This window comes from Hymenobacter sp. BT491 (assembly GCF_014349165.1).
Lineage (GTDB): Bacteria > Bacteroidota > Bacteroidia > Cytophagales > Hymenobacteraceae > Hymenobacter > Hymenobacter jejuensis.
Map to the genome: position 1 here is coordinate 17316 of NZ_JACSJJ010000001.1, position 22640 is coordinate 39955.

23 protein-coding genes are annotated in these 22640 nt (G+C 55.3%); 6 read left to right on the forward strand and 17 right to left on the reverse strand.

The features are described from left to right. Positions 1-93: 93 nt before the first annotated feature. The 16 genes from H9I52_RS00085 to H9I52_RS00160 all read right to left on the reverse strand — a co-directional run bounded on the left by H9I52_RS00085 (position 94) and on the right by H9I52_RS00160 (position 14578). Positions 94-1827 carry a peptidase domain-containing ABC transporter gene (locus tag H9I52_RS00085; protein ID WP_187452152.1) on the reverse strand — a complete coding sequence of 578 codons (1734 nt, stop codon included), beginning with the start codon at positions 1825-1827 and terminating at the stop codon, positions 94-96. 22 nt (positions 1828-1849) lie between these two features. After that, the gene (locus H9I52_RS00090; RefSeq protein ID WP_187452153.1) at positions 1850-2527 is read right to left on the reverse strand and encodes a TetR/AcrR family transcriptional regulator; all 678 of its coding nucleotides are present in this window, start codon (positions 2525-2527) and stop codon (positions 1850-1852) included. Between the two features lie 299 nt (positions 2528-2826). Beyond that, the gene (locus H9I52_RS00095) at positions 2827-3336 is read right to left on the reverse strand and encodes an NADH-quinone oxidoreductase subunit J (protein ID WP_187452154.1); all 510 of its coding nucleotides are present in this window, start codon (positions 3334-3336) and stop codon (positions 2827-2829) included. A 30-nt stretch (positions 3337-3366) separates the two neighbouring features. Continuing rightward, on the reverse strand, positions 3367-3909 hold the full coding sequence (locus tag H9I52_RS00100; protein WP_222940380.1) for a NuoI/complex I 23 kDa subunit family protein: 543 nt from the start codon (positions 3907-3909) through the stop codon (positions 3367-3369). 132 nt (positions 3910-4041) lie between these two features. After that, complete coding sequence (gene nuoH, locus H9I52_RS00105) at positions 4042-5121, reverse strand: NADH-quinone oxidoreductase subunit NuoH (protein ID WP_139514745.1); 1080 nt, start codon at positions 5119-5121, stop codon at positions 4042-4044. A gap of 7 nt (positions 5122-5128) precedes the next feature. Continuing rightward, positions 5129-6142, reverse strand: coding sequence for a 2Fe-2S iron-sulfur cluster-binding protein (locus H9I52_RS00110; RefSeq protein WP_187452156.1), 1014 nt, complete (start codon positions 6140-6142; stop codon positions 5129-5131). 52 nt (positions 6143-6194) lie between these two features. Beyond that, positions 6195-7535 carry an NADH-quinone oxidoreductase subunit NuoF gene (nuoF, locus tag H9I52_RS00115; protein ID WP_187452157.1) on the reverse strand — a complete coding sequence of 447 codons (1341 nt, stop codon included), beginning with the start codon at positions 7533-7535 and terminating at the stop codon, positions 6195-6197. A gap of 18 nt (positions 7536-7553) precedes the next feature. Then, positions 7554-8123, reverse strand: coding sequence for a complex I 24 kDa subunit family protein (gene nuoE, locus H9I52_RS00120; RefSeq protein ID WP_187452158.1), 570 nt, complete (start codon positions 8121-8123; stop codon positions 7554-7556). 22 nt (positions 8124-8145) lie between these two features. Next, positions 8146-9402, reverse strand: a complete 1257-nt coding sequence (gene nuoD / locus H9I52_RS00125; protein ID WP_139514741.1) for an NADH dehydrogenase (quinone) subunit D — start codon at positions 9400-9402, stop codon at positions 8146-8148. A 50-nt stretch (positions 9403-9452) separates the two neighbouring features. After that, positions 9453-10019: an NADH-quinone oxidoreductase subunit C gene (locus tag H9I52_RS00130; protein WP_187452159.1), complete on the reverse strand. Its 567-nt coding sequence runs from the start codon at positions 10017-10019 to the stop codon at positions 9453-9455. Between the two features lie 66 nt (positions 10020-10085). Continuing rightward, positions 10086-10643 (reverse strand): NADH-quinone oxidoreductase subunit B, encoded by a 558-nt coding sequence (locus tag H9I52_RS00135; protein ID WP_316247983.1) that lies wholly within the window; start codon positions 10641-10643, stop codon positions 10086-10088. Between the two features lie 77 nt (positions 10644-10720). Continuing rightward, positions 10721-11116: an NADH-quinone oxidoreductase subunit A gene (locus H9I52_RS00140; RefSeq protein ID WP_139514739.1), complete on the reverse strand. Its 396-nt coding sequence runs from the start codon at positions 11114-11116 to the stop codon at positions 10721-10723. Between the two features lie 244 nt (positions 11117-11360). Next, entirely contained in the window at positions 11361-13031 is a 1671-nt protein-coding gene (gene pruA / locus H9I52_RS00145) for an L-glutamate gamma-semialdehyde dehydrogenase (RefSeq protein ID WP_187452160.1), read from the reverse strand. A gap of 93 nt (positions 13032-13124) precedes the next feature. Next, entirely contained in the window at positions 13125-13838 is a 714-nt protein-coding gene (locus H9I52_RS00150) for a YjjG family noncanonical pyrimidine nucleotidase (RefSeq protein WP_316247984.1), read from the reverse strand. Positions 13839-13848: 10 nt separating this feature from the next. Next, complete coding sequence (locus tag H9I52_RS00155; RefSeq protein ID WP_187452161.1) at positions 13849-14166, reverse strand: (2Fe-2S) ferredoxin domain-containing protein; 318 nt, start codon at positions 14164-14166, stop codon at positions 13849-13851. Between the two features lie 22 nt (positions 14167-14188). After that, positions 14189-14578, reverse strand: a complete 390-nt coding sequence (locus H9I52_RS00160; RefSeq protein WP_187452162.1) for an ArsR/SmtB family transcription factor — start codon at positions 14576-14578, stop codon at positions 14189-14191. 110 nt (positions 14579-14688) lie between these two features. Between H9I52_RS00160 and H9I52_RS00165 the strand changes: the two genes are divergently transcribed. The 5 genes from H9I52_RS00165 to H9I52_RS00185 all read left to right on the forward strand — a co-directional run bounded on the left by H9I52_RS00165 (position 14689) and on the right by H9I52_RS00185 (position 21748). Continuing rightward, on the forward strand, positions 14689-15372 hold the full coding sequence (locus H9I52_RS00165; RefSeq protein WP_165699311.1) for a carboxypeptidase-like regulatory domain-containing protein: 684 nt from the start codon (positions 14689-14691) through the stop codon (positions 15370-15372). A gap of 82 nt (positions 15373-15454) precedes the next feature. After that, complete coding sequence (locus H9I52_RS00170) at positions 15455-16120, forward strand: hypothetical protein (RefSeq protein ID WP_187452163.1); 666 nt, start codon at positions 15455-15457, stop codon at positions 16118-16120. Between the two features lie 100 nt (positions 16121-16220). After that, the gene (locus tag H9I52_RS00175; protein WP_187452164.1) at positions 16221-17603 is read left to right on the forward strand and encodes an NAD(P)/FAD-dependent oxidoreductase; all 1383 of its coding nucleotides are present in this window, start codon (positions 16221-16223) and stop codon (positions 17601-17603) included. Positions 17604-17763: 160 nt separating this feature from the next. Next, a complete protein-coding gene (locus tag H9I52_RS00180; RefSeq protein ID WP_187452165.1) occupies positions 17764-19818 on the forward strand; it encodes a S9 family peptidase in 2055 nt (684 codons plus the stop codon). A 157-nt stretch (positions 19819-19975) separates the two neighbouring features. After that, positions 19976-21748: a glycosyl hydrolase 53 family protein gene (locus H9I52_RS00185; protein WP_187452166.1), complete on the forward strand. Its 1773-nt coding sequence runs from the start codon at positions 19976-19978 to the stop codon at positions 21746-21748. 112 nt (positions 21749-21860) lie between these two features. Here the strand turns inward: H9I52_RS00185 and H9I52_RS00190 are convergent, their stop codons facing one another. Next, entirely contained in the window at positions 21861-22235 is a 375-nt protein-coding gene (locus H9I52_RS00190; protein ID WP_139514730.1) for a PH domain-containing protein, read from the reverse strand. Positions 22236-22398: 163 nt separating this feature from the next. Between H9I52_RS00190 and H9I52_RS00195 the strand changes: the two genes are divergently transcribed. Continuing rightward, positions 22399-22596: a hypothetical protein gene (locus tag H9I52_RS00195; RefSeq protein ID WP_139514729.1), complete on the forward strand. Its 198-nt coding sequence runs from the start codon at positions 22399-22401 to the stop codon at positions 22594-22596. Positions 22597-22640 lie beyond the last annotated feature (44 nt).

The following is a 22640-nucleotide window of genomic DNA, read 5'->3' on the forward strand; positions in this document are numbered from 1 at the left end:
ATTTCCCTCACGCAGAGGCGTAGTCGTGCCAGGCTGCCTGTAAAGCAGCACTAGGGCCTAATGATATGTTGCTGGTAGTGAGTGGCTTAAGCTTTACGCAGTGAGCAATTCCTGTAGTTCAGGCTGTTGGGCAATAGCAGCAAAAGGGCCGTCGGCCACGATCCGTCCGGTACGCAGCACGGCAGTGCGCGGGCACAGGGCCAAAACACGCGGATCGTTGGAAGCCAGGATCAGAGTCCAGGGCAGTTCGGGAGCCAGGAGGCGCTTTAGAATACGCTGGCGCTCAGTGGGTTCCACGGCAGGTAGAAAGTGGTCGAGTAGCAGCAACCGTGGGCGGCGAACCAAGGCGCGGGCTAAGAGCAGCTTCTGCTTTACGTTATCGGGCAGGGGCGTGCCCGCACTCACAAAGGTGCCGAGGCCGTGCGGCCAGGCAAATACTTCGTCGCGCAGTCCTACCAAGTCGAGGGCCCAGGTAACGTTGGCGGGCTGCACTTCGGGTTGGTTGAGGGTCAGGTTTTCGAGCACCGTCCCGGTAAACAGGTGCTGGTGGGAGAAATTTTCCCCCACGCTGTCCGATAAAGCACTGGGCGAAAGGTCGCGCAGCGACGTGCCGTCGTAAGAAATCAGGCCTTGGTAGCCGTCGAGCAGCCCGCCCATCACGCGCAGCAAGGTGGTTTTGCCCGAGCCATCGTAGCCTGCCAAACCTAAGTGTTCGCCCGGCCGCAATTGCAGCGATACCCCATGCAGTGTGGGTTTGTCCGCGCCGGGGTAGCTATACGACACGAGCCGCAAATCCACGTTCAAACCCTGAGCCGGGTTGGTTGAAAGTGGCAAATTAGCACCCGCCGGCTCTTCTACGGCAGGCAAGCCCAGCACGTGGCCAATTTTGTCGAGCGAAGTCAAGGCGTCGTAGAGCACGTCCAACTTAATCATGATCTTTTCCACCGCTCCGATGGTCAGGATGATCACGATTTCGGAGGCGACAAACTGACCAATGTTGATTTGCTTATTCACCAACAGCCAGCACCCAATGGTCAGCAGGCCGGCGGTAATCAGCGTCTTAAAGCCAACGAAGCCGAAATACTGGGCCATCAGCACCCGAAAATGTGCCTGCCGCGACGCTAAGTACCCGTTGACGTGGGCATCCGTGCGATCTAGAACCAAAGCGTGGCGCGGAGCCAGCCGAAAGGTGTGTACGGTGCGGGCGACATCTTCCAGCCAAGCCACCACGCGGTATTTGTATTTCGATTCGGTGATACTGGTTTCCAAGCCGCGCCGCCAGGTTATGCGCAGCAAAAAGCTCAGCATCAGGACCAACAACAAGCCAAAAGCAATGAAAATGGGGTGGTAAAATGAGAGCAGAATCAACCCAAATAAGATTTGCAACCCAGCTGAGGTAAACTCTAACAGCAAGATTGACAGCCCTTTCTGCAACAACGGCGTGTCGAGCATGCGGTTCATCAGTTCCGGCAAGTACTCGTTGCCCAGCGCCTCCGTACGCACCCGCGGCAAGCGCACGGCAAAGTCAAACGCCACTCGCGTAAACAGCCGCTGCTGCAACACCTCCACCAAGTACACCTGCATAATCTGCAGAGCCCCAACGAGCAAGGTGCCCACCACGATAAAGGCAATGAGTACCACCAGCGACGTGCTCACCGCCCCGCTCGACACAAAGCCGATCACACTTTGCACGCCCAACGGCAGCGATAGCGTAATCAGGCCCGCCAGCGAAGCATACACGTAGAGGTAAGCAATGTCACGGCGCTCGGTCAGCAAGAGCCGCCACAAGCGCTGGACGGGGGTGGCGTGAGAATTGAGGTCAGCCATAAGGTAACAAGTTGATAATTAGCTACTTGCCTAAAACCGAAAAAGCAATGCTTTCTAAAAAAATAAGGATGTTTTTGCCCGCTGTTTCGGGTGTTGGGACGTCGGTAAGGGAGGGTAGGTGCTGTGAGAAAAACAGCTGTTTGCGTGCAGCTTCCAGCAGCGTACTTACCAAAGCGTGCGGGTAAGCGTAGGCAGGATCTATTTCCTGAACCACAGCCGCTACATCGGCGCACAAGCCCTTGTACTCGCGATAGAAGCCCTCGTGGTTCACCTGATCGACCTCGTGGGTGAGGTACGTTTTGGAAGCCTCGGCCACCACCACCCGGTACAAAGCGGCTTCGTCGAGTTCGGGCGTGGTAGCACAGTCGCGGTGGGCGTTGGTAATAATGCTCAGGATGAGCCGTAGGCGCTGGCGAGGATCGGCAATGTTGTGCGTATGAAACCGAATTTGGAACCGCAGCCAAGCCCAATGCCACGAAATAAGGTACACAAGCAGGCGGTGCTTGTTCTCGAAATAGCGGTACAGCGAAGCCTCCGTGGAGCCCATCTGGTGGGCCAGCTTCTTGAACGTGAACTGCTCAAAGCCTAGCTCGTCAATAAGCTGCACACTGGCCGCGACGATTTTGCGCCCTAAGTCTGTCTCCTGCGGATCGCGCAAGAATAGCTTATGGTTGAGCTCAGGACGCAGAGTTGGTAACATGATAATTGGTGGTTTGGGCGAGCGATAAGTACCTGAAGCTTAGATTAATGCCTTGTAGGCTGCTGCAAAGATATACTGCTTGCATGCGTGATAGTTTTACTATCATGACGAATTAATCTGCTTTTAAGGTGAGCGTTGCAATTGGCTTCATCCAGTGCCTGGAACCGTCTTCATGCACCACCTCAGCTGTATTAAGTAAGCGTGGGCAGCTTTAATACAAACTTGCTAAACGCTTAAAAACAAAAAGCGGCGACTGCTACCAGTCGCCGCTTTTCAAAGCCCAAGAAAGAAGGGATGTCTTAGAAATTACGCTCGCCAGTTTCCCGCTTGCCTAACATTACAGCGCCTACCATAGCTGCCAGGAATAGCACCGAGGCTAACTCAAAGGGCAGCAAGTACTTCTGATAAAGCACCAAGCCCAGCTTGTCCACCATGCCGATCTGCGAATTGAAAGTGGCAGCATCGTAGCCGGCGGGTTGAATGTCGCGCATGGCAGCGACCATCACCAGCAGCAACAAGCCACCGGCCACCGCCGCCGTTACTTTCGACAGCGCCGATTTGTGCGGCTCGGTATCGGCGTTCAGGTTCAGGAACATGATCACGAACAGGAACAATACCATGATGGCGCCCGCGTACACAATGATGTTTACTGCCGCCAGAAACTGCGCGTTCAAAATCAGGTAATGCCCTGATAATGAGAAGAATGTGAGAATTAGGAAGAGTACGCTGTGTACGGGGTTCTTAGCTAATACCACACCCAGCGCACTGAGCAACGCTACAAACGACAGGAAGAGAAAGAGAGGGGACATTCCGTGGGGCTGATGAGGAACGGGAAGTAATTAGCGGGCCGCTACCGGCTGCTGGTTCATCTTATTGCGAAGCGCTTCGGCTTGTTCCGGCGTGAGCTGAATGCCGCGGCCCGAGCGGGCATCTGGGTCAACGGGCTCCACAAGGCGGTCCTTACCGTAGATGAACTCATCGCGCTCGAAGCGTGGCGGCGCCATCTTATCGGGCTGCAGGTAGACGGCCGCTTTGGGGCAAGCCTCTTCACACAGGCCGCAGAAGATGCAGCGCAGCATGTTAATCTCGTAGCTCACCGCGTATTTCTCTTCGCGGTACAGGCCTTCCTCGCCTTTCTTGCGCTCGCCGGCTACCATCGTGATGGCTTCGGCGGGGCAGGCTACGGCGCAAAGCCCGCAAGCCGTGCAGCGCTCCCGGCCTTGCTCGTCGCGCTTGAGCACATGCAAGCCGCGGAAGATAGGGGAGAAGGGACGGGTTTCTTCGGGGTAACGGATGGTCGCCTTCTTCATGAAGAAGTGACGCATGGTAATGCTAAGGCCCTGAAAAATAGCCGGCAGATACGCGCGTTCAGCGAGCGTCATCGGCTTCTTTTTCATTTTCTTAGCTCTATTGCTCAGAGATTGCATGGTTCTGTCTTAAAGAAGAACTACTTGTACCACAACCACTTAACTCACTTGCTAAAGATAGGCAAGTGGCTTTAAGCAGTTATTGGGTTATTTAATAACGCCAGCCAGAATAAGGCCGCCGGTGATGAGAATATTGACCATGGACAGCGGAATCAGAATGGTCCAGCCCAGGCGCATCAGTTGGTCGTAGCGGAAGCGGGGTAGCGTCCAGCGCACCCACATGAAGAAGAAAATGAAGAAGAAGATTTTGCCAAACAGCAGTAGCGTGCCCAAGATAGTAATCAGGTTCTGAGCGGCGAGCAAGCTCCAGTCCTGGTGGGCTACCAACCAGTCGCGCAACTCGTATTGAAACGGGAAGTTGAAGCCGCCGAAGTAAATCACGCTCATCACGGCCGAGGCCACGAAGATGTTTACGTACTCGGCAAACAGGAACAAGCCTAGCTTCATCGAGCTATACTCGGTGTGATAACCACCTACCAACTCCGTTTCGCACTCCGGCAAGTCGAAGGGTGTGCGGTTGGTCTCGGCGAAAGCGCAAACCAGGAAGATGATGAAGCCGAGCGGCTGTTTCACGATGTTCCAGAAGTGCCATTCGCCCGCCACGGACTGTTGCAGCGTGATTTCGCGCAGCGACAATGTGCCGCTAATCATCAGTACGGCGATGAGCGACAGGCCCATGGCCAGTTCGTAGCTGATGTTTTGCGAAGCCGCGCGGATAGCGCCCAGCAGCGAAAACTTGTTGTTGGAGGCCCAGCCCCCGATCATGATGCCGTATACGCCCAGCGAAACCACGCCGAATACCCACAGCATGCCGATATTCACTTCAATTCCTTGCAGAAAGAAGACATTGGAGCCGAACTGCAGAATGTTGCCAAACGGAATTACTGCCGACGACATTAAGGCCGTAGTCATCGCCAAACAAGGCCCAAAAACGAACAGCGCGCGGTTAGCTCCCCCAGGGAAGAACTCTTCCTTGGTGAACATCTTCACGGCATCGGCTAGTGGCTGCAGCAACCCGTAAGGGCCAGCGCGGTCTGGGCCCACACGGTCTTGCAGAAAGGCCGCTACAACGCGCTCAGCATAAGTCGAATACGTAGCAATCAGCAGCGAAACGCCGAACACTACCAAGATTACAATGGCTTGCCAGCCCAGTACAGGAATTTCCATCAGCAGGTTAGGATGAGCCTAGTTTGAGAGGCGGGTTTTGTTCGAGATCGCGCATGGTGCTTTCCGGTAGGTCGGCAATGACCTGCGGATTCACTACGGGCAACTCGTAATGGTTGGCCGAAATCACCGACGAGCGGTCGATGTGCGCGGGTCCTTCCAGTACCCAATCAGCAGTTTCCTTTTTCTCGAAGCGGCAGGTGTTACAGATCCACTCTTTTACCTCGCCGTATTCGTTTTTGCGAGCCGTTACGCGCAATACATCTTTGCCTTTGTACCACAAGACCACGCGACCGCAGCACTTCGGATTTTCGCATTCGCGATGAGCATCTACGGGTTTGGTAAACCATACGCGTTGCTTAAAGCGGAATGTTTTGTCGGTCAGGGCGCCTACCGGGCACACGTCGATGACATTGCCGGAGAAGTCGTTGTCGATGATGTTCTCGATGTATGTACCGATTTCAGCAGCGTCGCCGCGGCCTAGTACACCGTGTACGCGGTCACCTTCAGCAATCTGGTCAGCGGTGTACACGCAACGGTAGCACAGGATGCAGCGCGTCATGTGCAGCTGAATCAGCGGGCCGATGTCGATTTTCTCGAAAGTGCGGCGCTCTTCCTCGTAACGCGTCGTGGATACACCGTGCTCAAACGCGAAGTTTTGCAGATCGCACTCGCCGGCCTGGTCGCACACCGGGCAGTCCAGCGGGTGGTTGATGAGCAACATCTCCACGATGCCTTTGCGCACGTTCATAACCTGCTCAGAGATAGTGTTTTCCACTACCATGCCGTCCTGTACGGGCGTTACGCAGGAAGCCACCAGCTTGGGCATCGGACGCGGATCCTTGGCCGAACCGGCGGCTACGCGCACCAAGCAAGCGCGGCACTTGCCGCCCGAGCCCTTCAAGGGCGTGTAGTAGCACATGGCCGGGGGCACAATGCCGCCGCCGATCTGGCGGGCTGCATTCAGAATGGTGGTACCATCTGGTACTTCCACCTCAATGCCATCAAAAGTTATTTTCGCCATTATCAGAGCCTTTCTCTATGGAAAGAAAGATAAGTGTCTGTTAATCAATTAATTATGCTAACACCGCTTTGCCGGGAAATACGGCACCGGGGCGCGTAGCTTCCTGCGGATTGGTCACGTGCCACTCAAACTCATCACGGAAGTGACGAACCGCGGCGGCTACCGGCCACGCGGCCGCCTCACCAAGTGGGCAGATGGTATTGCCTTCGATTTGCTTGGCTACGCTTACCAGCAGATCGATGTCCTGCATGTGGCCGTGACCAAATTCTAAGCGGTGCAAGACCTTTTCCAGCCAGCCCGTTCCCTCACGGCACGGCGAGCACTGCCCGCACGACTCGTGGTGGTAGAAGCGGCTGAAATTCCAGGTGTTGCGCACGATGCAGGTAGTTTCATCCATGGCGATAAAGCCACCCGAACCCAGCATCGTACCCGTTACGAATCCGCCATCCGATAACGACTCGTATGTCATCAGGCGCGGCTCGCCAGCCGCCGTTTTTAAAATCAGCTCTTTGGGCAGAATCGGTACGGAAGAACCACCGGCTACAACTGCCTTCAGGTCGCGGCCTTTCCAGATGCCACCGCAGTACTCATCGGAGTAGATGAATTCCTCAACGGGCACACCCAACTCGATTTCGTAGATACCCGGCTTGTTCAGGTGACCACAGGCCGAAATCAGCTTGGTGCCGGTGCTGCGGCCCACGCCAATCTTCGCGTACTCGTCGCCCCCTTCATTAACAATAACCGGCACAGCAGCAATAGATTCCACGTTATTGACCACCGTAGGACGGGCGTAGAGGCCTTGCACAGCCGGAAATGGCGGCTTGTTACGTGGGTTACCGCGCTTGCCTTCCAGCGATTCCAAAAGCGCAGTTTCTTCACCGCAGATATAAGCACCACCACCAGGGTGCACGTGCAGATCCAGGTCGTAGCCCGAGCCGAGGATATTTTTGCCCAGAAAGCCGGCTGCATATGCCTCAGCAATAGCCTTTTCCAGAATCCGCAGTACGTACAACAACTCGCCGCGAATGTAGATATACGAGGTCTTGGCGCCCAGCGCATACGAGCTCGTAATCATGCCCTCGATGAGCAGGTGCGGCAGCTTCGACATAAGCTGCCGGTCCTTGAAGGTACCGGGCTCCGATTCGTCGGCATTGCACACTAGGTAGCGCGGTACCCCTTCGGGCTTAGCCAGAAAGCTCCATTTCATGCCCGTGGGGAAACCAGCGCCGCCGCGGCCACGGAGGCCCGACTTTTTCACTTCTTCCACCACCTCGTCGGGCGTCATCGTCTTCAGGGCTTTCTCCACCGAGCGGTACCCGCCGTGTTTGCGGTATACCTCAAAGGTGTCAATGCCTTCAACGTTAATATGTTCGGTCAGTAGTTTGCGGCCCATGACAGTATTGGCTTCAGATTATTGCTGGCTGTGCTTCAGGCCCGTTTGCTCCCAAGGCAACAGCGGACGGTGAATCATGTTGCGCAGCTCGTTGAGCATCGCTTCCACGTTTTCAGGCGTGTCTAGCTGCTCGTAATATTTCTCGCGTACCTGCACGATTGGGGCAAAGCCGCAGGCCGCGAGGCATTCTACTTCTTTCAAGGTAAACATTCCATCTTCGGAAGGTCCGCCACCCACTTTCGCTCCCGTAATACGCTCCAAGTGCTGGGTCAGCTCATCGGAGCCGCGCAGCATGCAAGGACCCGTACGGCAGATTTCCAGCACGTGCTTGCCTACCGGCTTGAGATTGAACATGGTGTAGAACGTCGACACCTCGTATACCTCAATCGGCTTAATGTCAAGTACTTCAGCCACTAAGTCCTGTACTTCAGGGCTTACCCAACCGCCAAACTCCGCTTGCGCGATGTGTAGAATCGGCAACAAAGCCGACTTTTTGCGGTCTTCGGGATAGTGCGTGAGCAAACGCGCAATTTCGGCCTGAGCAGCAGCAGAGAAGGCAAGCTTTGTGGGCGCAGTCGTAGATTCCATATCAATCAAATTCAGCAAAAAACTACGCGTCGAGCTCGCCCGCAATGACGTTCATCGAGCTGAGCGTCACGATGGCGTCGGAAAGCGACGAACCAACGACCATTTCGGGGTAAGCCTGGTAGTAAATGAAGCAAGGCCGGCGGAAGTGCAGGCGATACGGCGTGCGGCCGCCATCCGAAACCAGGTAGAAACCCAACTCCCCGTTGCCTCCTTCCACGGAGTGATATACTTCACCAACAGGGGCTTCAATCTCGCCCATGATGATCTTGAAGTGATAGATCAGGGCCTCCATGTTTTTGTACACGGCCTGCTTGGGTGGCAGGTAGTAGTGCGGAGCATCGGCATGGAACGGGCCTTCGGGCAGGTTATCAAGTGCTTGATGGATAATGCGCAAGCTCTGCCAGATCTCCTCGTTGCGCACCAGGAAGCGATCGTAGGTGTCGCCGTTGGTGCCTACCGGAATTTCGAAGTCAAAGTCTTCGTAAGACGAATAAGGGTTCATGACCCGCACGTCGTAATCGACGCCGGCAGCGCGCAGGTTCGGGCCAGTGAAGCCGTAGTTTAAGGCTTTCTCCGCCGTAATCGGACCCACGTTAACCGTGCGGTCCATGAAAATGCGGTTGCGCGTGAACATCGATTCAAACTCGCGCATCACGGCCGGAAACTCCTTCAGCCATTTGCGCAGTTTTTCTAGGGCTACGGGCGTGAAATCACGCTCCATGCCACCCACACGGCCCATATTGGTGGTGAGGCGAGCACCGCAAACCTCTTCGTAAATCTCGTAGACCTTTTCGCGCTCCTGAAACACGTACAGGAAGCCGGTGAAGGCACCCGTATCTACGCCCAAAATCGAGTTACAGATCAGGTGGTCGGTGATGCGGGCCAGCTCCATCATGATCACGCGCATGTACTGCGCGCGCTTCGGAACCGTGATGCCGAGCAGCTTTTCTACCGTCATGTGCCAGCCCATGTTGTTGATGGGCGACGAACAGTAGTTCATGCGGTCGGTGAGGGGCGTAATCTGATAGAACGGCCGGCGTTCGGCGATCTTCTCAAAAGCCCGGTGGATATAGCCAATGGTCGGCACACCCGACACAATGCGTTCCCCATCCATCTGCAAGATGTTCTGGAAAATGCCGTGCGTAGCAGGGTGAGTCGGACCCAGGTTCAGCGTGGTCAACTCCTGATTAAAGTCGTTGACGGTGGGCACCAGCTGGTTGTGCTGCTGCTCACGCGCTTCTTTTATGATTTTATGCGTTCCTTCTAGAGCGTCAGGCATAAGTGCTTGTCAATGTGCGCGTTATGAATAAGCGCGCCGACTAGTAAGAATTAGCGTCCGAAGAACAAATCCGTTTTGTCTTCGCGGGTGCCGTCCTCCAGCGCGTATTCTTTGCGCATGGGGTGGTAGTCCATATCCTCAACATTCAGGATGCGGATGAGGTTAGGATGGCCTTGGAAGATAACACCATAGAAATCATAGGCTTCGCGCTCCATCCAGTTCGCGGTGGCATACACATCCGTGAGCGTAGGCACTACCGGGTCGGCAATCGGAAAGAAAATCTTCAACCGCAACCGTACGTTGTGCACCAAGCTGTGCAATTGGTAAACCATGCCCAGTTCCTTGCCTTCGTGGTCGGGATAGTGAATTCCGCACATCGTAGTCAGGAACTGAAACAGCATTTCCTCGTCTTGGTGCAGCTTCTGAATGATCTCGTGAATCCGTTCGCGCGTCGTAGTAATCGTTAGCAAGCCGTAGGGCTCGTCCACATCAGTGAACGCGTCCTCGCCAAACATGCGACGCAAGTTGGCCAGCACCCGGGCGTTGGTCAACTTATTCGGGTCTTCGACGGGCAAAGCGGCTTGTTGCGCAGCAGATTCTTCGGTGTTTTCAGCCATTGGATAAGCTGTTAGCAAAATGAAAACTCATAAGCGCCTGATTATTAAATGCTTATGAGTTAGCCGTTATTTGATATTATAAGAAGCCAGCAACGCCTGATACTCAGGTTGGTTGCGCCGGCGAATAGACTCGTTGCGGGCCAGGTCCTGCACACGCATCAGGCCATCGAGCACCTGCTCGGGGCGGGGCGGGCAGCCGGGCACGTACACATCAACCGGAATGATGCGGTCGATGCCTTGCAACACCGAATACGAGTCGAAAATGCCACCCGAACAAGCGCAAGCGCCCATAGCCAATACCCAGCGGGGCTCTGCCATTTGCTCATATACTTGCTTCACGATGGGGGCCATTTTCTTGGCAATGGTGCCCATCACCATCAGCAAGTCGGCTTGGCGGGGCGAAAACGACGGGCGCTCCGAGCCGAAGCGCGAAATGTCGTAGTGCGAGCCCATAGTCGCCATAAATTCAATACCACAGCACGAAGTAGCGAAAGGCAAGGGCCACAGTGAGTTAGCGCGGGCCATGCCCACCACTTTCTCCATGGAAGTGGCGAAGAAGCCAGCGCCTTCAACGCCTTCCGGCGCCTCCACCATTTTTATTTCAGGAACACGAATATCGCTCATGAGAAAAGTCTGTTTGAAGCGGGGAAACCTCTTCAATCGAACACCAGCTTGGACTTAAAAGTTTGCCGCTAATTGGGTTAGGCGTGCGTGCCAGTCCACTTCAAAATGCCCTTTTTGATGACGTAGAAAAAGCCTGCCATCAGCAAAGCCATGAAGATGATCATCTGGATGAAGCCTTCGGTGCCCAGCTGGCGGAAATTGACGGCCCACGGATACATAAAGATTACCTCCACGTCGAAGAGCACAAACAGGATGGCGGTGAGGAAGTATTTCACCGAAATCGGCGTCCGGGCGTTGCCCACCGACTCGATGCCGCACTCAAAGGATTCGTCTTTCACCTTGCTCGAGCGCTTCGGCCCGATGAGGTGAGAAGTAATCATGGAAAACGCCACAAAAGCTATGGCCAGGCCGAATTGCACCAGAATGGGCAGATAATCAACCGGCTGGTAATTGGTCGTTACAGCAAGGAACATGATTTTCAGCGGTTAGATGTCGACAGAAAATGACACAGAGGGCAAAGGTAGGGCCTAGGGAGTTGGGAACAAAGGTCAGACTAACCTGATCCAATAACTGAATTCGTGGCTATTTCGTCGGTAAGCTTCACGACTTTTTAGTATTTGAGGAGCAGTATTCTTCTTGGGCCTATCTATTCGAGATAGCAACAAAAAGCCGCTTCAGAAGTCTGAAGCGGCTTTTTGTTGCTGGGCTAGTTAGGGCTTAAAACCCGCCTTGGCCAGTAGCGTTGAGGTCTTCGCCGGTTTCTACGCCCATGAAAGGATAGCGGTAGTCAACGGGCGGCACGAAGGTTTCCTTGATAGCGCGCGGCGACACCCAGCGGAGTAGGTTTAGCAACGAGCCGGCTTTGTCGTTGGTGCCGCTGGCGCGGGCACCGCCGAATGGCTGCTGGCCAACGACGGCACCGGTTGGCTTGTCGTTGATGTAGAAGTTGCCAGCGGCATTCGTTAAGCGCTTGGCAGCCAAATCAATGGCATAACGATCGCGGGAGAATACAGCGCCGGTGAGGGCATAAGGCGAAGTCGAATCGACCAGCGCCAGCGTTTCTTCAAACTGGTCGGCTTCGTACACGTGCATGGTCAGGACGGGGCCAAACAGTTCCTCGCACATGGTCACGTATTTCGGGTCTTTCGCAACGATAACGGTCGGCTCGATGAAATAGCCTTTTGACTTGTCGTAGTTGCCGCCCGCAATGATTTCTGCGTCCGGATCAGCCTTTGCGCCATCAATGTATTTGGCCAGCTTATCGAAGGACGTTTCCGTGATGACAGCGTTGATGAAGTTGCTAAAATCTTCCACGTCGCCCATTTTAAAGGACTTCAAATCCTCCTGCACGTAGCCTTTTACTTCTTCATATAGGTTAGAAGGAATGTACACGCGCGAAGCCGCCGAGCATTTCTGGCCTTGGTATTCGAAAGCGCCGCGCGTGATGGCCGTGGCTACTTGCTTGGCGTTGGCTGAAGAGTGGGCGATGATGAAGTCTTTGCCGCCCGTTTCGCCTACGATGCGCGGGTACGACTTGTACTTGTGGATGTTCTGGCCAATGGTTTTCCAGATGTTCTGGAACACGCCCGTAGAGCCCGTGAAATGAATGCCGGCAAAGTCGCGGTGATTGAAAATCACCTCGCCCGCCACGGGGCCATCGGCATACACAAGGTTAATAACGCCATCTGGTACGCCGGCTTCCTGAAACAGCTCCATCAGTACATGAGCCGAGTAGATCTGGGCATAGGCTGGTTTCCACACCACCACATTGCCCATCATGGCTACCGATGTGGGCAGGTTGCCGGCGATGGACGTGAAGTTGAAGGGTGTAAGTGCAAATACGAACCCTTCTAAGGGCCTGTGCTCCAGGTAGTTCCACATGCCGGGCGCCGACTGCGGCTGTTGCTTGTAGAGCTCCTGCATGTAGTGCACGTTGAAGCGGAAGAAGTCAATCAGCTCGCACGCCGCGTCGATTTCGGCTTGGTAAGCGTTTTTGCTCTGGCCCAGCATGGTGGCCGCATTCAGACGGGCGCGGTAGGGGCCAGCCAGCAACTCGGCGGCTTTCAGGAAAATGGAAGCGCGCTGTTGCCAAGGCAACGAAGCCCACTGCTCGCGGGCGGCAAGTGCCGCCTCAATGGCTTGCGTAACGTGCGAAGCGTCGCCTTCGTGAAAATGGCCCAGCACATACTGGTGGTCGTGGGGCGGCGAAATGGTTTGGGTGTTGCCGGTACGCACTTTCTGGCCGCCGATGTACATCGGCACGTCGACTTGCTGCTGCTTTAGCTCTCTGAGCATCTGCTGCAACTCGTCGCGCTCTTTCGAGCCAGGTGCGTAACTTTTAACGGGCTCGTTGATCGGGGTGGGAACGTTGAAAAAGCCGTTGGACATGGATTGGTGATTAATTGTCGGATTTCGGTGAAAACGAGAGGGACGTGCAAAGGTAAGGCTACCTTGCAATGTAAGGGCGCACGTCCTTTAGCCCTACAAAATCTCCTTCAGCTCGCTCAAACAGCTGATTTCGTAGGTTACTTCGTTAAAGTGACGGCGCTTTTCGGGGTTGAAATACACCTGATCGATGCCGGCATTGTAAGCGCCCAACACGTCGCATTCTAAGTTATCACCGATCATCAGGCTCTCGGCAGCGGTGGCGCCGGTGCGTTCCAGCGCGTGCTGAAACATGCGCGCATCGGGTTTCAGAAACCCACTGCATTCCGATGTGACCACTTCCTGAAAATAGTCGGTGAGCTGCGACGAGGCCAGTTTGATAGATTGCACATCCCTGAAGCCGTTCGTGATCAGGTGCAACGTGTACTTATCTTTCAGGTAATCAAGCACATCGTACGTGAACGGAAACACCGCCGATTTCTGCGGCAAAATGTCGGTGAACTGCTCCGAAATATCGGCGGGCACGTCGGCTTCCGCCAAGCCCAACTTGGTGAGCGTCCGGAGGAAGCGGGTGCTACGGAGCTGCTGCTGCGTGATTTTATTGTTTTGATAAAGCCGCCACAGCGCGTGGTTTATGTCGCTGTACACCGCGATAAATTGATCGACGGTGAAGGTGCCGTAGCGGGCCAAATTGTGGTGCTCAAACAGCGTACGCAGGGTCTCATCGGCGTTTTTCTCGAAATCCCAGAGCGTGTGGTCGAGGTCGAAAAAGAGGTGGCGGTACAGCTTGGCAGGGCGAGAAATAGACACAGGAAAAAGCTTAATCAATCAGAAGTCTGGTAATAACACGGCCCGCGGCCAGGTGTTCGCGCACAATGTCGGCGGCGTCTTTGGGTCTGACGTTGCCGTAAAAAACGCCTTCGGGATAAATGACCACCGCCGCGCCGGGTCCTTTTTTGCACTGCTTACACGCGTCGAGGCAGTTGCAGGTTTGCACGCGGTTTTTGTGCTTCGTCCCGCCGATCAGCAAGCTTTTGAGGCCGTGCTTTTTGACTTCGATTTTGAGGGCTTTGGCAACGGCCTTTCCGATCTCGTCTTTCTGATTGGTGCAGACAAAAATATGGTGGTTGTAAAACATTGATAATCAAATAATTGCGAAATCACTGTTCGCCCGTCCAACGGCGGGTTTGGAGCTTATACGCCGCCAACTCGCGATTCGACCAGAGCGTTTGGTACACCTCCTGATCGTGCAGGAGCTGCGGGTCGCGCTCCAGGAAGGCGAGCTGTTGCTGAACCAAGTCCAAGACTTCATCCTTTAGGTAGTAGAACATCCAATTGTCGAGACGCCGGAAATTCACCAAACCCGCATTTTTCAGCACCAATAATTGCCGCGATGTTTTGGTCTGGGTGAAGTCCAGCACCTGCTCGAGGTCGGAGATGCACATTTCTTGGTTGCGCCAGATCAAATGCAGGATGCGCACGCGGCTTTCGTCGCCGAGCGCCTTAAAGAGTTGCGTCCCGAATGCAACGTTGAAGTGTTTTAGGCGCATCTTTTGTCTGATGAGGGTAAAAGAAGTCTGGCCACGGTCGGAACAAATTTAGCTGAAAGCGGGCAGCGACCTCCGAAAGCGCCGTATACTTGTAGTCTATAATGCCCTATATGTCTGGTATTGTTCCATTTCGTTTCTTTCTGGCGGCGCTGCTTTTTGCGGTAACGACGCTGCTTACGCTGGCCCCCACCACGGCGCGGGCACAGGGCCAGCGGCGCGTCGTGCAGTTTACCGGCATCGTAGCCACTGGCGATAGCTTGCTGGGCGTACCCGGTGCGGGCGTGTTTGTACCCAATGCGGGCCGCGGTACCGCCACCAACGCCTATGGCTACTTTTCCTTGCCCGTACTGGCCGGCGACAGCATCGTGATTCGGTCGTTGGGCTACCGCAACCAGTGGGTGGTAATCCCGCCCGACTACCCGCGCCAGAGCTACTCCGTAATTGTGCAGCTCAAAGAAGATGCTACGGTGCTGCCCGAAGTGCGCATTTTCCCTTACGCTACCGAAAAAGCCTTTAAAGAAGCCTTTCTGGCGTTGCGCCTGCCTACCGAGCGCGGCTCTCGGGCGGCCGAAAACCTCAACGAGCAGATCATGCGGCGCATCTTCAACAACACGCCGGTCACGAGCATGGGCAATTACCGCCAGACCATGCAAACCCAGCAAAACGAGCAAAACCGCCGCATGGGCCTCGGTCCGTCGCAATACTCCAACAACCCGCTCCTGAACCCCTTCAGCTGGCTGCAACTGATCAACCAGATCAAAAACGGCGACCTCAAAAAGAAGGAAGGCGAGTAAGCTGTTTTCTGATATAACTCCACAATCGTCTGTTGTCCAGTGCTTTGCAAAGGATGGCAGGCGATTGTTGCTTTTCAGCCTTATGGACGAATTAGTAACAATTCAGTCGTTCCCAACTCTGGAGCAAACGGCGGACATCACGACCGTGCTCACCGAGTACGGAATTCCTTTTCATCTCGACAACACGCGCTTAATACCTGCTAACGTGCTGATGCAGCGCGAGATAGTGGAAGAAGTGCGCGTGCAGGTGCGGCGCGCCGATTTGGCACACGTTCGGGCTTTGCTGGAAGAGCACGCCGAGGCTACGCTCGCCGACCCACCGGCCGACTATTACCTCTACACCTTCACAGATCAGGAGTTGCTCGACATTTTGGCGCGGCCCGACGAATGGAGCCCCAACGACTACGTGTGGGCACGACGGCTGCTCCGCACGCGGGGGCGCGGCGTGCCGGCGCGCGAAACCGAAATCATGCGCGCACACCGCACCCAGCAGCTCGCCCGCCCGCACGATGCGTCGTCGAAGCACTTGGCGCTGGGGTATGCGCTGGCGTTGTTGGGCGGGGTTATCGGAATCGGGATCGGGTGGGGGCTGCGTGCCTCTACCGTGCTTTTGCCCGACGGCCGGCGGGTGCCGCAGTATTCGCCCGAAAGCCGTCGGCATGGGCTGTTTATCATGATCTTGGGCTCCGTGATGCTGGCGTTGCTTTGGGCTTTGCGGCTGCTACCGCAAGTGCGGCTTCTGACCTGAACGCTAGGGCCTTGGAAAAGGTAGCCGACATCTGAACAGACAACCGCGAAACCGGTTTTACTGTAAAGGCACAGGTACAACGACCTGTTTCTGACTTTCTATGGATACGAACTTACCGGTTTCAGCGCACCCGCGCGTCGTGATTGTGGGGTGTGGCTTCGGTGGACTGCGCCTGGCCAAAGAGCTGCGCAACGCGCCCGTGCAAGTGGTGGTCATCGACCGCAACAACTATCATAACTTTCAACCCCTTCTCTATCAAGTAGCTACCGGCGCACTGGAAGCCGACAGCATCGCCTATCCCATTCGCAAAATCTTTGCGGGGCAGGAGAATTTCTTCTACCGCATGGGCGATGTGCAACGCGTTGATACACAGCGTAATACAGTCGTGACCAGTGTGGGCGATATTCGCTACGATTATCTGGTGCTGGCTACGGGCTCGTTGACCAATTTCTTCGGTATTGAGAGCATCGAGAAGAACGGCATGCAGATCAAGAGCATCCCGAACGCCCTGAACCTGAGGAGCTTCATCTTCCAGAATTTCGAAAAAGCGCTGCTCACCGAAAACCCGCAGGAGCGGCAGGCGCTGCTCAACATCGTAGTAGTTGGGGGCGGACCTACGGGCGTGGAAATCAGCGGCTCGCTGGCCGAGATGCGCAAGCACGTACTGCCCAAAGACTACCCGGAATTGGATATGCAGAACATGCAGATCTTCTTGGTAGAAGCCGGTCCGGCGCTGCTGGGCCCCATGTCGAAGAAATCGCAGGACGATGCCAAGCGCTACCTCGACGAGCTGGGCGTACGGGTACGGCTGAATACTTCCATCAAGAAGTTTGAAGACTGCCGGGCCTATTTCTCTGATACAGAATACATTCCGACCGAAAACTTGGTGTGGGCCGCGGGTGTAAACGGGGCCGCCGTTGAGGGCATGCCGGAGCAGACCGTGACGCGCAACAAGCGCATTAATGTGAATCTCTGGAGCCAGGTGCAAGGTTTCGACAACGTCTTTGCTATCGGCGACGTGGCCAACATGGTAACCGAAGACATGCCCAAAGGCCTGCCCATGCTGGCCCCTGTGGCCCAGCAGCAAGCCGATTTGCTGGCCGAAAATCTGCAACGCATTCTGCAAGGTCAAGCGCCGGTTCCCTTCAAATACAAAAACAAGGGCGTAATGGCCATCGTGAGCCGTAATAAGGCCGTGGTGGATTTGCCCAAAGACGTGCATTTCAACGGGATTTTCGGCTGGTTTACGTGGCTATTTGTGCACTTGATGACGTTGGTTGGCTTCCGCAACAAAGTGGTAGCCTTCGTCGATTGGGCCTTCAGCTACTTCAGCTCCGACCAAGCCTTGCGCCTGATTATCCGGCCCTTTAGCCGCAAGGATGTGAAGGACGACAAGGGCAAAAAAGCCGCCGAACACAAAACGGCGACTGCCGAGTATATTCCTACGCCCCCGGCCATTCAGGAGGCTGCGGTAGGGCACTGAGTTATAGCCTCGGCACCCAGCGTCGATTGCTAAAGGATAGGCCAAACAAGCCCCACAATAGAAATATTGTGGGGCTTGTTTGTATAAAAGGCGCTAATTTGAGGCCCGGCTACTGTATAGCTGCTGTGTAAGAGGCTGATTGACTTGCAATTGTGATTTCATGAAAAAAACCATTACCCTGGTGGCTGGGCTGGCATTGCTGGCGCCCGCCGCACTGGCTCAAACTCCGGCGAAGCGCCCCTTGCAGCTAAGCGATCTGGCGCAGATGCGCGACGTAAGCGACGCTCAGATCTCGCCCGATGGCAATTGGGTGGCCTACACCGTCGCGATGGCCGATACGGCGGCCGATAAGCGCAACGCCGACATCTGGATGGCAAAATGGGATGGTTCTCAGAACCTGCGCATTACCACCAGCAAAGACAGCGAATCGAAACCGCGCTTTAGTCCCGATGGCAAGTACCTAAGCTTTGTGTCGAGCCGGGGCGAAAGCGCCGAAGATGGACAGGCACAACTCTGGTTCCTAAACCGGGCCGGCGGTGAAGCCGAAAAAGTAACCAAACTTAAAGGCAGCATTTCGGACTACGTGTGGGCGCCCGACGGCAAGCGCATCGCCATGATCATCCGCGATGCCGACCCCGATTCGCTGACACAGGCCCAGAAAGCAAAGAAGAAAACTGCGCCGCCCATCGTCATCAACCGCTTCCAGTTCAAGCAGGATGTCGATGGCTACCTCAACAAGCAACGCCAGCACCTGTACGTGTTCGACGTGGCTTCGCGTAAGCTAACCAACCTCACACCCGGCAACTACGACGAGCATCTGCCTTCGTGGTCGCCCGATAGCAAGCAGCTGGTATTCAGCAGCAAGCGTGGCGATGATCCCGACCGTCATTACAACTACGATCTTTACCTGATCGACGCCCAGTCCGGCGCCAAAGCCCGTCAGCTTACTACCAGCGAGTTGCCCGACAGCGACCCCAGCTACCGCAGCCGCCCGGCCTGGAGCCCCGACGGCAAGTCCATTGCTTTCGAGCAGGGCGGACCCAGAGAATTGATGTGGTATTCGGTGCACCAGCTGGTGGTGATGCCCGTAAGTGGCGGAGCGCCTAAGCAGCTGATAGCCAGCCTCGACCGCAACACTTCCGATCCGCAGTGGTCGGCTGATGGCAAGAGCCTCTACTTTCTCTTAGAAGACGACCGGGCCCAGCATCTGGCCAAGGTTTCTGCCTCGGGTGGCAAAGTGGAGCGCGTTGTGGCCGGTCCGCGCGAAATCTCAGAGTACGAAATGGGCCCTAAGGGCAAAATCGTGGTGGTCAACAGCGAGCCCCAACAGCCCGACGAAGTATTTGTCTTGGAAAAGAAAGCTACACTGCGACCGCTGTCGAAGCAGAATGATGCTTGGCTGGGGCAGGTGAAATTCGGGGCGGTAGAACCCATTCAAGGCAAAAGTAAGGATGGGACGATGGTCAGCGGCTTCATTATCAAACCCGTTAATTATCAGCAGGGTAAAACATACCCGACCATCCTGCGGATTCACGGCGGGCCGGTGGAGCAGTTTGGGTATGGCTTCGCTTACGAGTGGCAGTACTTTGCCGCCAATGGATACGCGGTAGTTGTGTCGAACCCGCGCGGCAGTTCGGGCCGCGGCGTCGACTACACGAAAGCCATTTTCGCCGATTGGGGCAACAAAGACACCGAAGACGTGCTCTCCGTAGTCGATTACGCGGTGCAGCAAGGCATTGCCGACCCCGACAAACTGGGCGTGGGCGGTTGGAGCTACGGCGGCATCATGACGGACCAGGTTATCTCCCGCGACAAGCGCTTCAAAGCGGCGTGCAGCGGTGCGGGCATTGGCAACGTGTTCGCCGGCTACGGCACCGACCAATACGTGCGCGACTACGAAACCGAGCTGGGCCGCCCTTGGGAAAAGCCCGACGTCTGGATGCGCGTTTCGTACCCGTTCTTTCACGCCGGCCAAATCAGCACGCCCACGCTGTTTCTGTGTGGTGAAAAGGATTTCAACGTGCCGCTGCTCAACACCGAGCAGATGTATCAGGCGCTGAAAAGCTTAAATATTGATACAGAGCTGATTATCTATCCGGGGCAGTTTCACGGCATCAGCAAGCCCAACTACGTGAAAGACCGCTACCAACGGTATTTGGCTTGGTACAACAAGTACCTGATGCCGAAAGGTGCGGCTACGGCCGGCGGGCAATAACCCACGTTGCTAGCAAATAGAAAGAGCCCGACCTGATCGTCGGGCTCTTTCTTTGGGCGGCAAGTTGAGGTCAGCAAAATGTGTTTTGCCCGTGTAAATAAGCCCGTACAGCACCGGAAAGCCAATAACTTTGTGGCCCGTTTACCGCTTCATTTCTATGAAAATGCCAGTAAAATGCCTGCCCCGCTTGCTGATGCTGCTTATGCTGTCGCTGAACTGGGCGTTCGCAGCTTCGGCTCAGGTCGTGCCCGTCTTTGCCAAGGGCGCCGATGTAAGCTGGATCACGCAGATGGAAGCCGCCGGCTACAAGTTCTACGACGCCAACGGCGTGCAGCAGGATTGCTTTCAAATTCTGAAAGACCACGGCATCAACGCGATACGGTTGCGGGTGTGGGTAAATCCCGCCGACGGCTGGTGCGGCAAAAACGATGTGGTGGCTAAAGCTATTCGGGCCAAAAACCTTGGCTTCCGACTCATGATCGACTTTCATTACAGCGATTCGTGGGCCGATCCTGGCAAGCAGACCAAACCGGCCGCCTGGCAGAATTTCACTTTTGCGCAGTTGAAAACCGCTGTGTACGATCACACGGCGGATGTGCTTACAGCACTGAAAACCAACGGCATCACGCCGGAATGGGTGCAGGTCGGCAACGAAACCAACGACGGCATGCTCTGGCCCGAAGGCCGCGCTTCGACCAACATGGCCAATTTTGCGGCGCTGGTGAGCAGCGGCTACGATGCGGTGAAGGCCGTCAGCAGCACAACTAAAGTTATCGTGCACGTTTCCAACGGGTTCGACAACGGGCTGTTTCGGTATATGTTCGATGGTCTGAAGAATAACAATGCCAAGTACGACGTGATCGGCATGTCGCACTACCCCACGGCGGCCAACTGGCCCACGCTCAACAGCCAAATTGCGGCCAACCTCAACGACATGGTGACGCGCTACGGCAAGGAAGTGCTGATCTGCGAAGTGGGCATGCAATATTCCGCGCCGCAGGCTACACAGGACATGCTGACTGACTTGCTCAAGAAGACGCGGGCTGTTTCGAATGCGAAGGGATTAGGTGTATTTTATTGGGAGCCAGAGGCTTACAATTGGCAGAATTACAGCCTGGGCGCTTGGAATACCAATGGCCGTCCTACCATCGCCTTGGATGCTTTCCTGGAAAACCCGCCGAGTACTACGCCCGATCCCAACTTGGCTACTAATTCAGGCTTCGAATACGACGGCATTGCTTTGCAAACGCCCACCGGCTGGGCCACGCGTGCCACTACCGATTCGGATGCTGATAAAACCGAAGGCGGCGGGCATACCGGTACCTATCGCCTCACACACTATAAGGCAACTGCTTATCAGGTAAGTACTTATCAGTTACGCACTGGGCTTGCCAACGGCACTTACACCCTGAAAGCCTGGGTGCAAAATGGGGGCGGCCAGAAGACGTGCCAGCTTTACGCCAGTGACTTTGGCGGCGCCGAGAAAGCCGTAGCCCTGCCCGTCACTGCCACTTGGACCCAAATTCAGATTACGGGCATCCAGGTAACCAACGGGCAATGCGAAATCGGACTGCTGTCGGAGGGCAACGCCGGCAACTATTGCAGCATCGACGACATCGAATTTGGCCTGCAAGCCACCGTCACGGGCTCGAAGAGCGCCCAAGCCCGTACGACTACCAACGTGTTTCCTAACCCCGTTCGCGACCAATTATCCGTTGAGTATCAGCTCGAAAAGCCCGAAACCGTTGAGATTTCCCTGTATACCATTACGGGGCAATTTGTAGCTACTCTTTTGCCTGCTACGCGGCAAACCGCTGGCAAACAAGTCTTTACCCAAACAGTGGCCCGCAACGTAAGCCCCGGTCTGTATTTGCTTGCTATCACGCACGGCGAGCAGCGCATTGTGCGGCGCGTGAGCTATGGCCAATAATTCTGTCCGGTACAGAATCTTCCGGGTCTGTTTTTCTGCTCTTCTCTAACTGCTTGTCATCCTTCACAAAGCCCAGGATGACAAGCAGTTAGCGTAAAGGGGCAATTAGGCTCTACAGCGCGTACTCACCCAAGGCACGGTACACGTCGTGGATGCTTTTGTCGTCGCGGAAGGTTTTGGAGAGTGGTTCGGCTTGTCCGCGAATCCAGATTTTAAGCTCCGATTCGATGTCGAAATGCCCGGTAGTTTCCATCGAAAAGCGTTCGATGCTGCGATAAGGCACGCTAAGGTACTCGACTTTCTTGCCCGTAACTCCTTGCTTATCAGCCAGAATCAGGCGCTTGTTGGTGAAAATAATCAGGTCGCGGATGATGGCGTAGGCTTTCTGTACCTGTTCGCCGGAGCTGAGCAGTTGTGCCAGCTCCTGTTGGATGGATTGGGCGTCGCTTTCAGAAGCGTTGCCGAGAAGGCCGTCGAGTAGTCCCATGGGTGTCAAGCAAAAGCAAACAGGTGGAAGATGGCCTTAACTTACTCAAAAATGAGGTTGGGCGTCTACGGAGGAGCAACAGCGCATCGACTATCCTCGTAAATTCAGCGCATTGGTACGGCGCTACGTGCCGACGTTTCTCACTCTTACCTGACCCTTACCTATGGATCACCAAGAACAAAAGCTACGGGCATTCGTCGAACAATGGCTGGCTGACAACCCCGACCGCGTAACCGAGCGCCGCGTCGATGCACTCGTGTTGGAAGACTGGAAACGGGCCGCCATTCGGCACATTCTCCAGTTTCATCCTACAGATGCAGAAAGAGAAATCGAACGATTTGCCACGCAGGTAGAGGATTAGATGCTTTGCCGGTAGTCTCTTAGAAGGACCGAATACCAGATTGT

Excerpts from the sequence above, each read along its gene's own strand:
- H9I52_RS00085 (WP_187452152.1), bottom strand. The coding sequence starts at position 1,827 with ATGGCTGACCTCAATTCTCACGCCACCCCCGTCCAGCGCTTGTGGCGG.
- H9I52_RS00090 (WP_187452153.1), bottom strand. The coding sequence starts at position 2,527 with ATGTTACCAACTCTGCGTCCTGAGCTCAACCATAAGCTATTCTTGCGC.
- H9I52_RS00095 (WP_187452154.1), bottom strand. The coding sequence starts at position 3,336 with ATGTCCCCTCTCTTTCTCTTCCTGTCGTTTGTAGCGTTGCTCAGTGCG.
- H9I52_RS00100 (WP_222940380.1), bottom strand. The coding sequence starts at position 3,909 with ATGACGCTCGCTGAACGCGCGTATCTGCCGGCTATTTTTCAGGGCCTT.
- nuoH (WP_139514745.1), bottom strand. The coding sequence starts at position 5,121 with ATGGAAATTCCTGTACTGGGCTGGCAAGCCATTGTAATCTTGGTAGTG.
- H9I52_RS00110 (WP_187452156.1), bottom strand. The coding sequence starts at position 6,142 with ATGGCGAAAATAACTTTTGATGGCATTGAGGTGGAAGTACCAGATGGT.
- nuoF (WP_187452157.1), bottom strand. The coding sequence starts at position 7,535 with ATGGGCCGCAAACTACTGACCGAACATATTAACGTTGAAGGCATTGAC.
- nuoE (WP_187452158.1), bottom strand. The coding sequence starts at position 8,123 with ATGGAATCTACGACTGCGCCCACAAAGCTTGCCTTCTCTGCTGCTGCT.
- nuoD (WP_139514741.1), bottom strand. The coding sequence starts at position 9,402 with ATGCCTGACGCTCTAGAAGGAACGCATAAAATCATAAAAGAAGCGCGT.
- H9I52_RS00130 (WP_187452159.1), bottom strand. The coding sequence starts at position 10,019 with ATGGCTGAAAACACCGAAGAATCTGCTGCGCAACAAGCCGCTTTGCCC.
- H9I52_RS00135 (WP_316247983.1), bottom strand. The coding sequence starts at position 10,643 with ATGAGCGATATTCGTGTTCCTGAAATAAAAATGGTGGAGGCGCCGGAA.
- H9I52_RS00140 (WP_139514739.1), bottom strand. The coding sequence starts at position 11,116 with ATGTTCCTTGCTGTAACGACCAATTACCAGCCGGTTGATTATCTGCCC.
- pruA (WP_187452160.1), bottom strand. The coding sequence starts at position 13,031 with ATGTCCAACGGCTTTTTCAACGTTCCCACCCCGATCAACGAGCCCGTT.
- H9I52_RS00155 (WP_187452161.1), bottom strand. The coding sequence starts at position 14,166 with ATGTTTTACAACCACCATATTTTTGTCTGCACCAATCAGAAAGACGAG.
- H9I52_RS00160 (WP_187452162.1), bottom strand. The coding sequence starts at position 14,578 with ATGCGCCTAAAACACTTCAACGTTGCATTCGGGACGCAACTCTTTAAG.
- H9I52_RS00165 (WP_165699311.1), top strand. The coding sequence starts at position 14,689 with ATGTCTGGTATTGTTCCATTTCGTTTCTTTCTGGCGGCGCTGCTTTTT.
- H9I52_RS00170 (WP_187452163.1), top strand. The coding sequence starts at position 15,455 with ATGGACGAATTAGTAACAATTCAGTCGTTCCCAACTCTGGAGCAAACG.
- H9I52_RS00175 (WP_187452164.1), top strand. The coding sequence starts at position 16,221 with ATGGATACGAACTTACCGGTTTCAGCGCACCCGCGCGTCGTGATTGTG.
- H9I52_RS00180 (WP_187452165.1), top strand. The coding sequence starts at position 17,764 with ATGAAAAAAACCATTACCCTGGTGGCTGGGCTGGCATTGCTGGCGCCC.
- H9I52_RS00185 (WP_187452166.1), top strand. The coding sequence starts at position 19,976 with ATGAAAATGCCAGTAAAATGCCTGCCCCGCTTGCTGATGCTGCTTATG.
- H9I52_RS00190 (WP_139514730.1), bottom strand. The coding sequence starts at position 22,235 with ATGGGACTACTCGACGGCCTTCTCGGCAACGCTTCTGAAAGCGACGCC.
- H9I52_RS00195 (WP_139514729.1), top strand. The coding sequence starts at position 22,399 with ATGGATCACCAAGAACAAAAGCTACGGGCATTCGTCGAACAATGGCTG.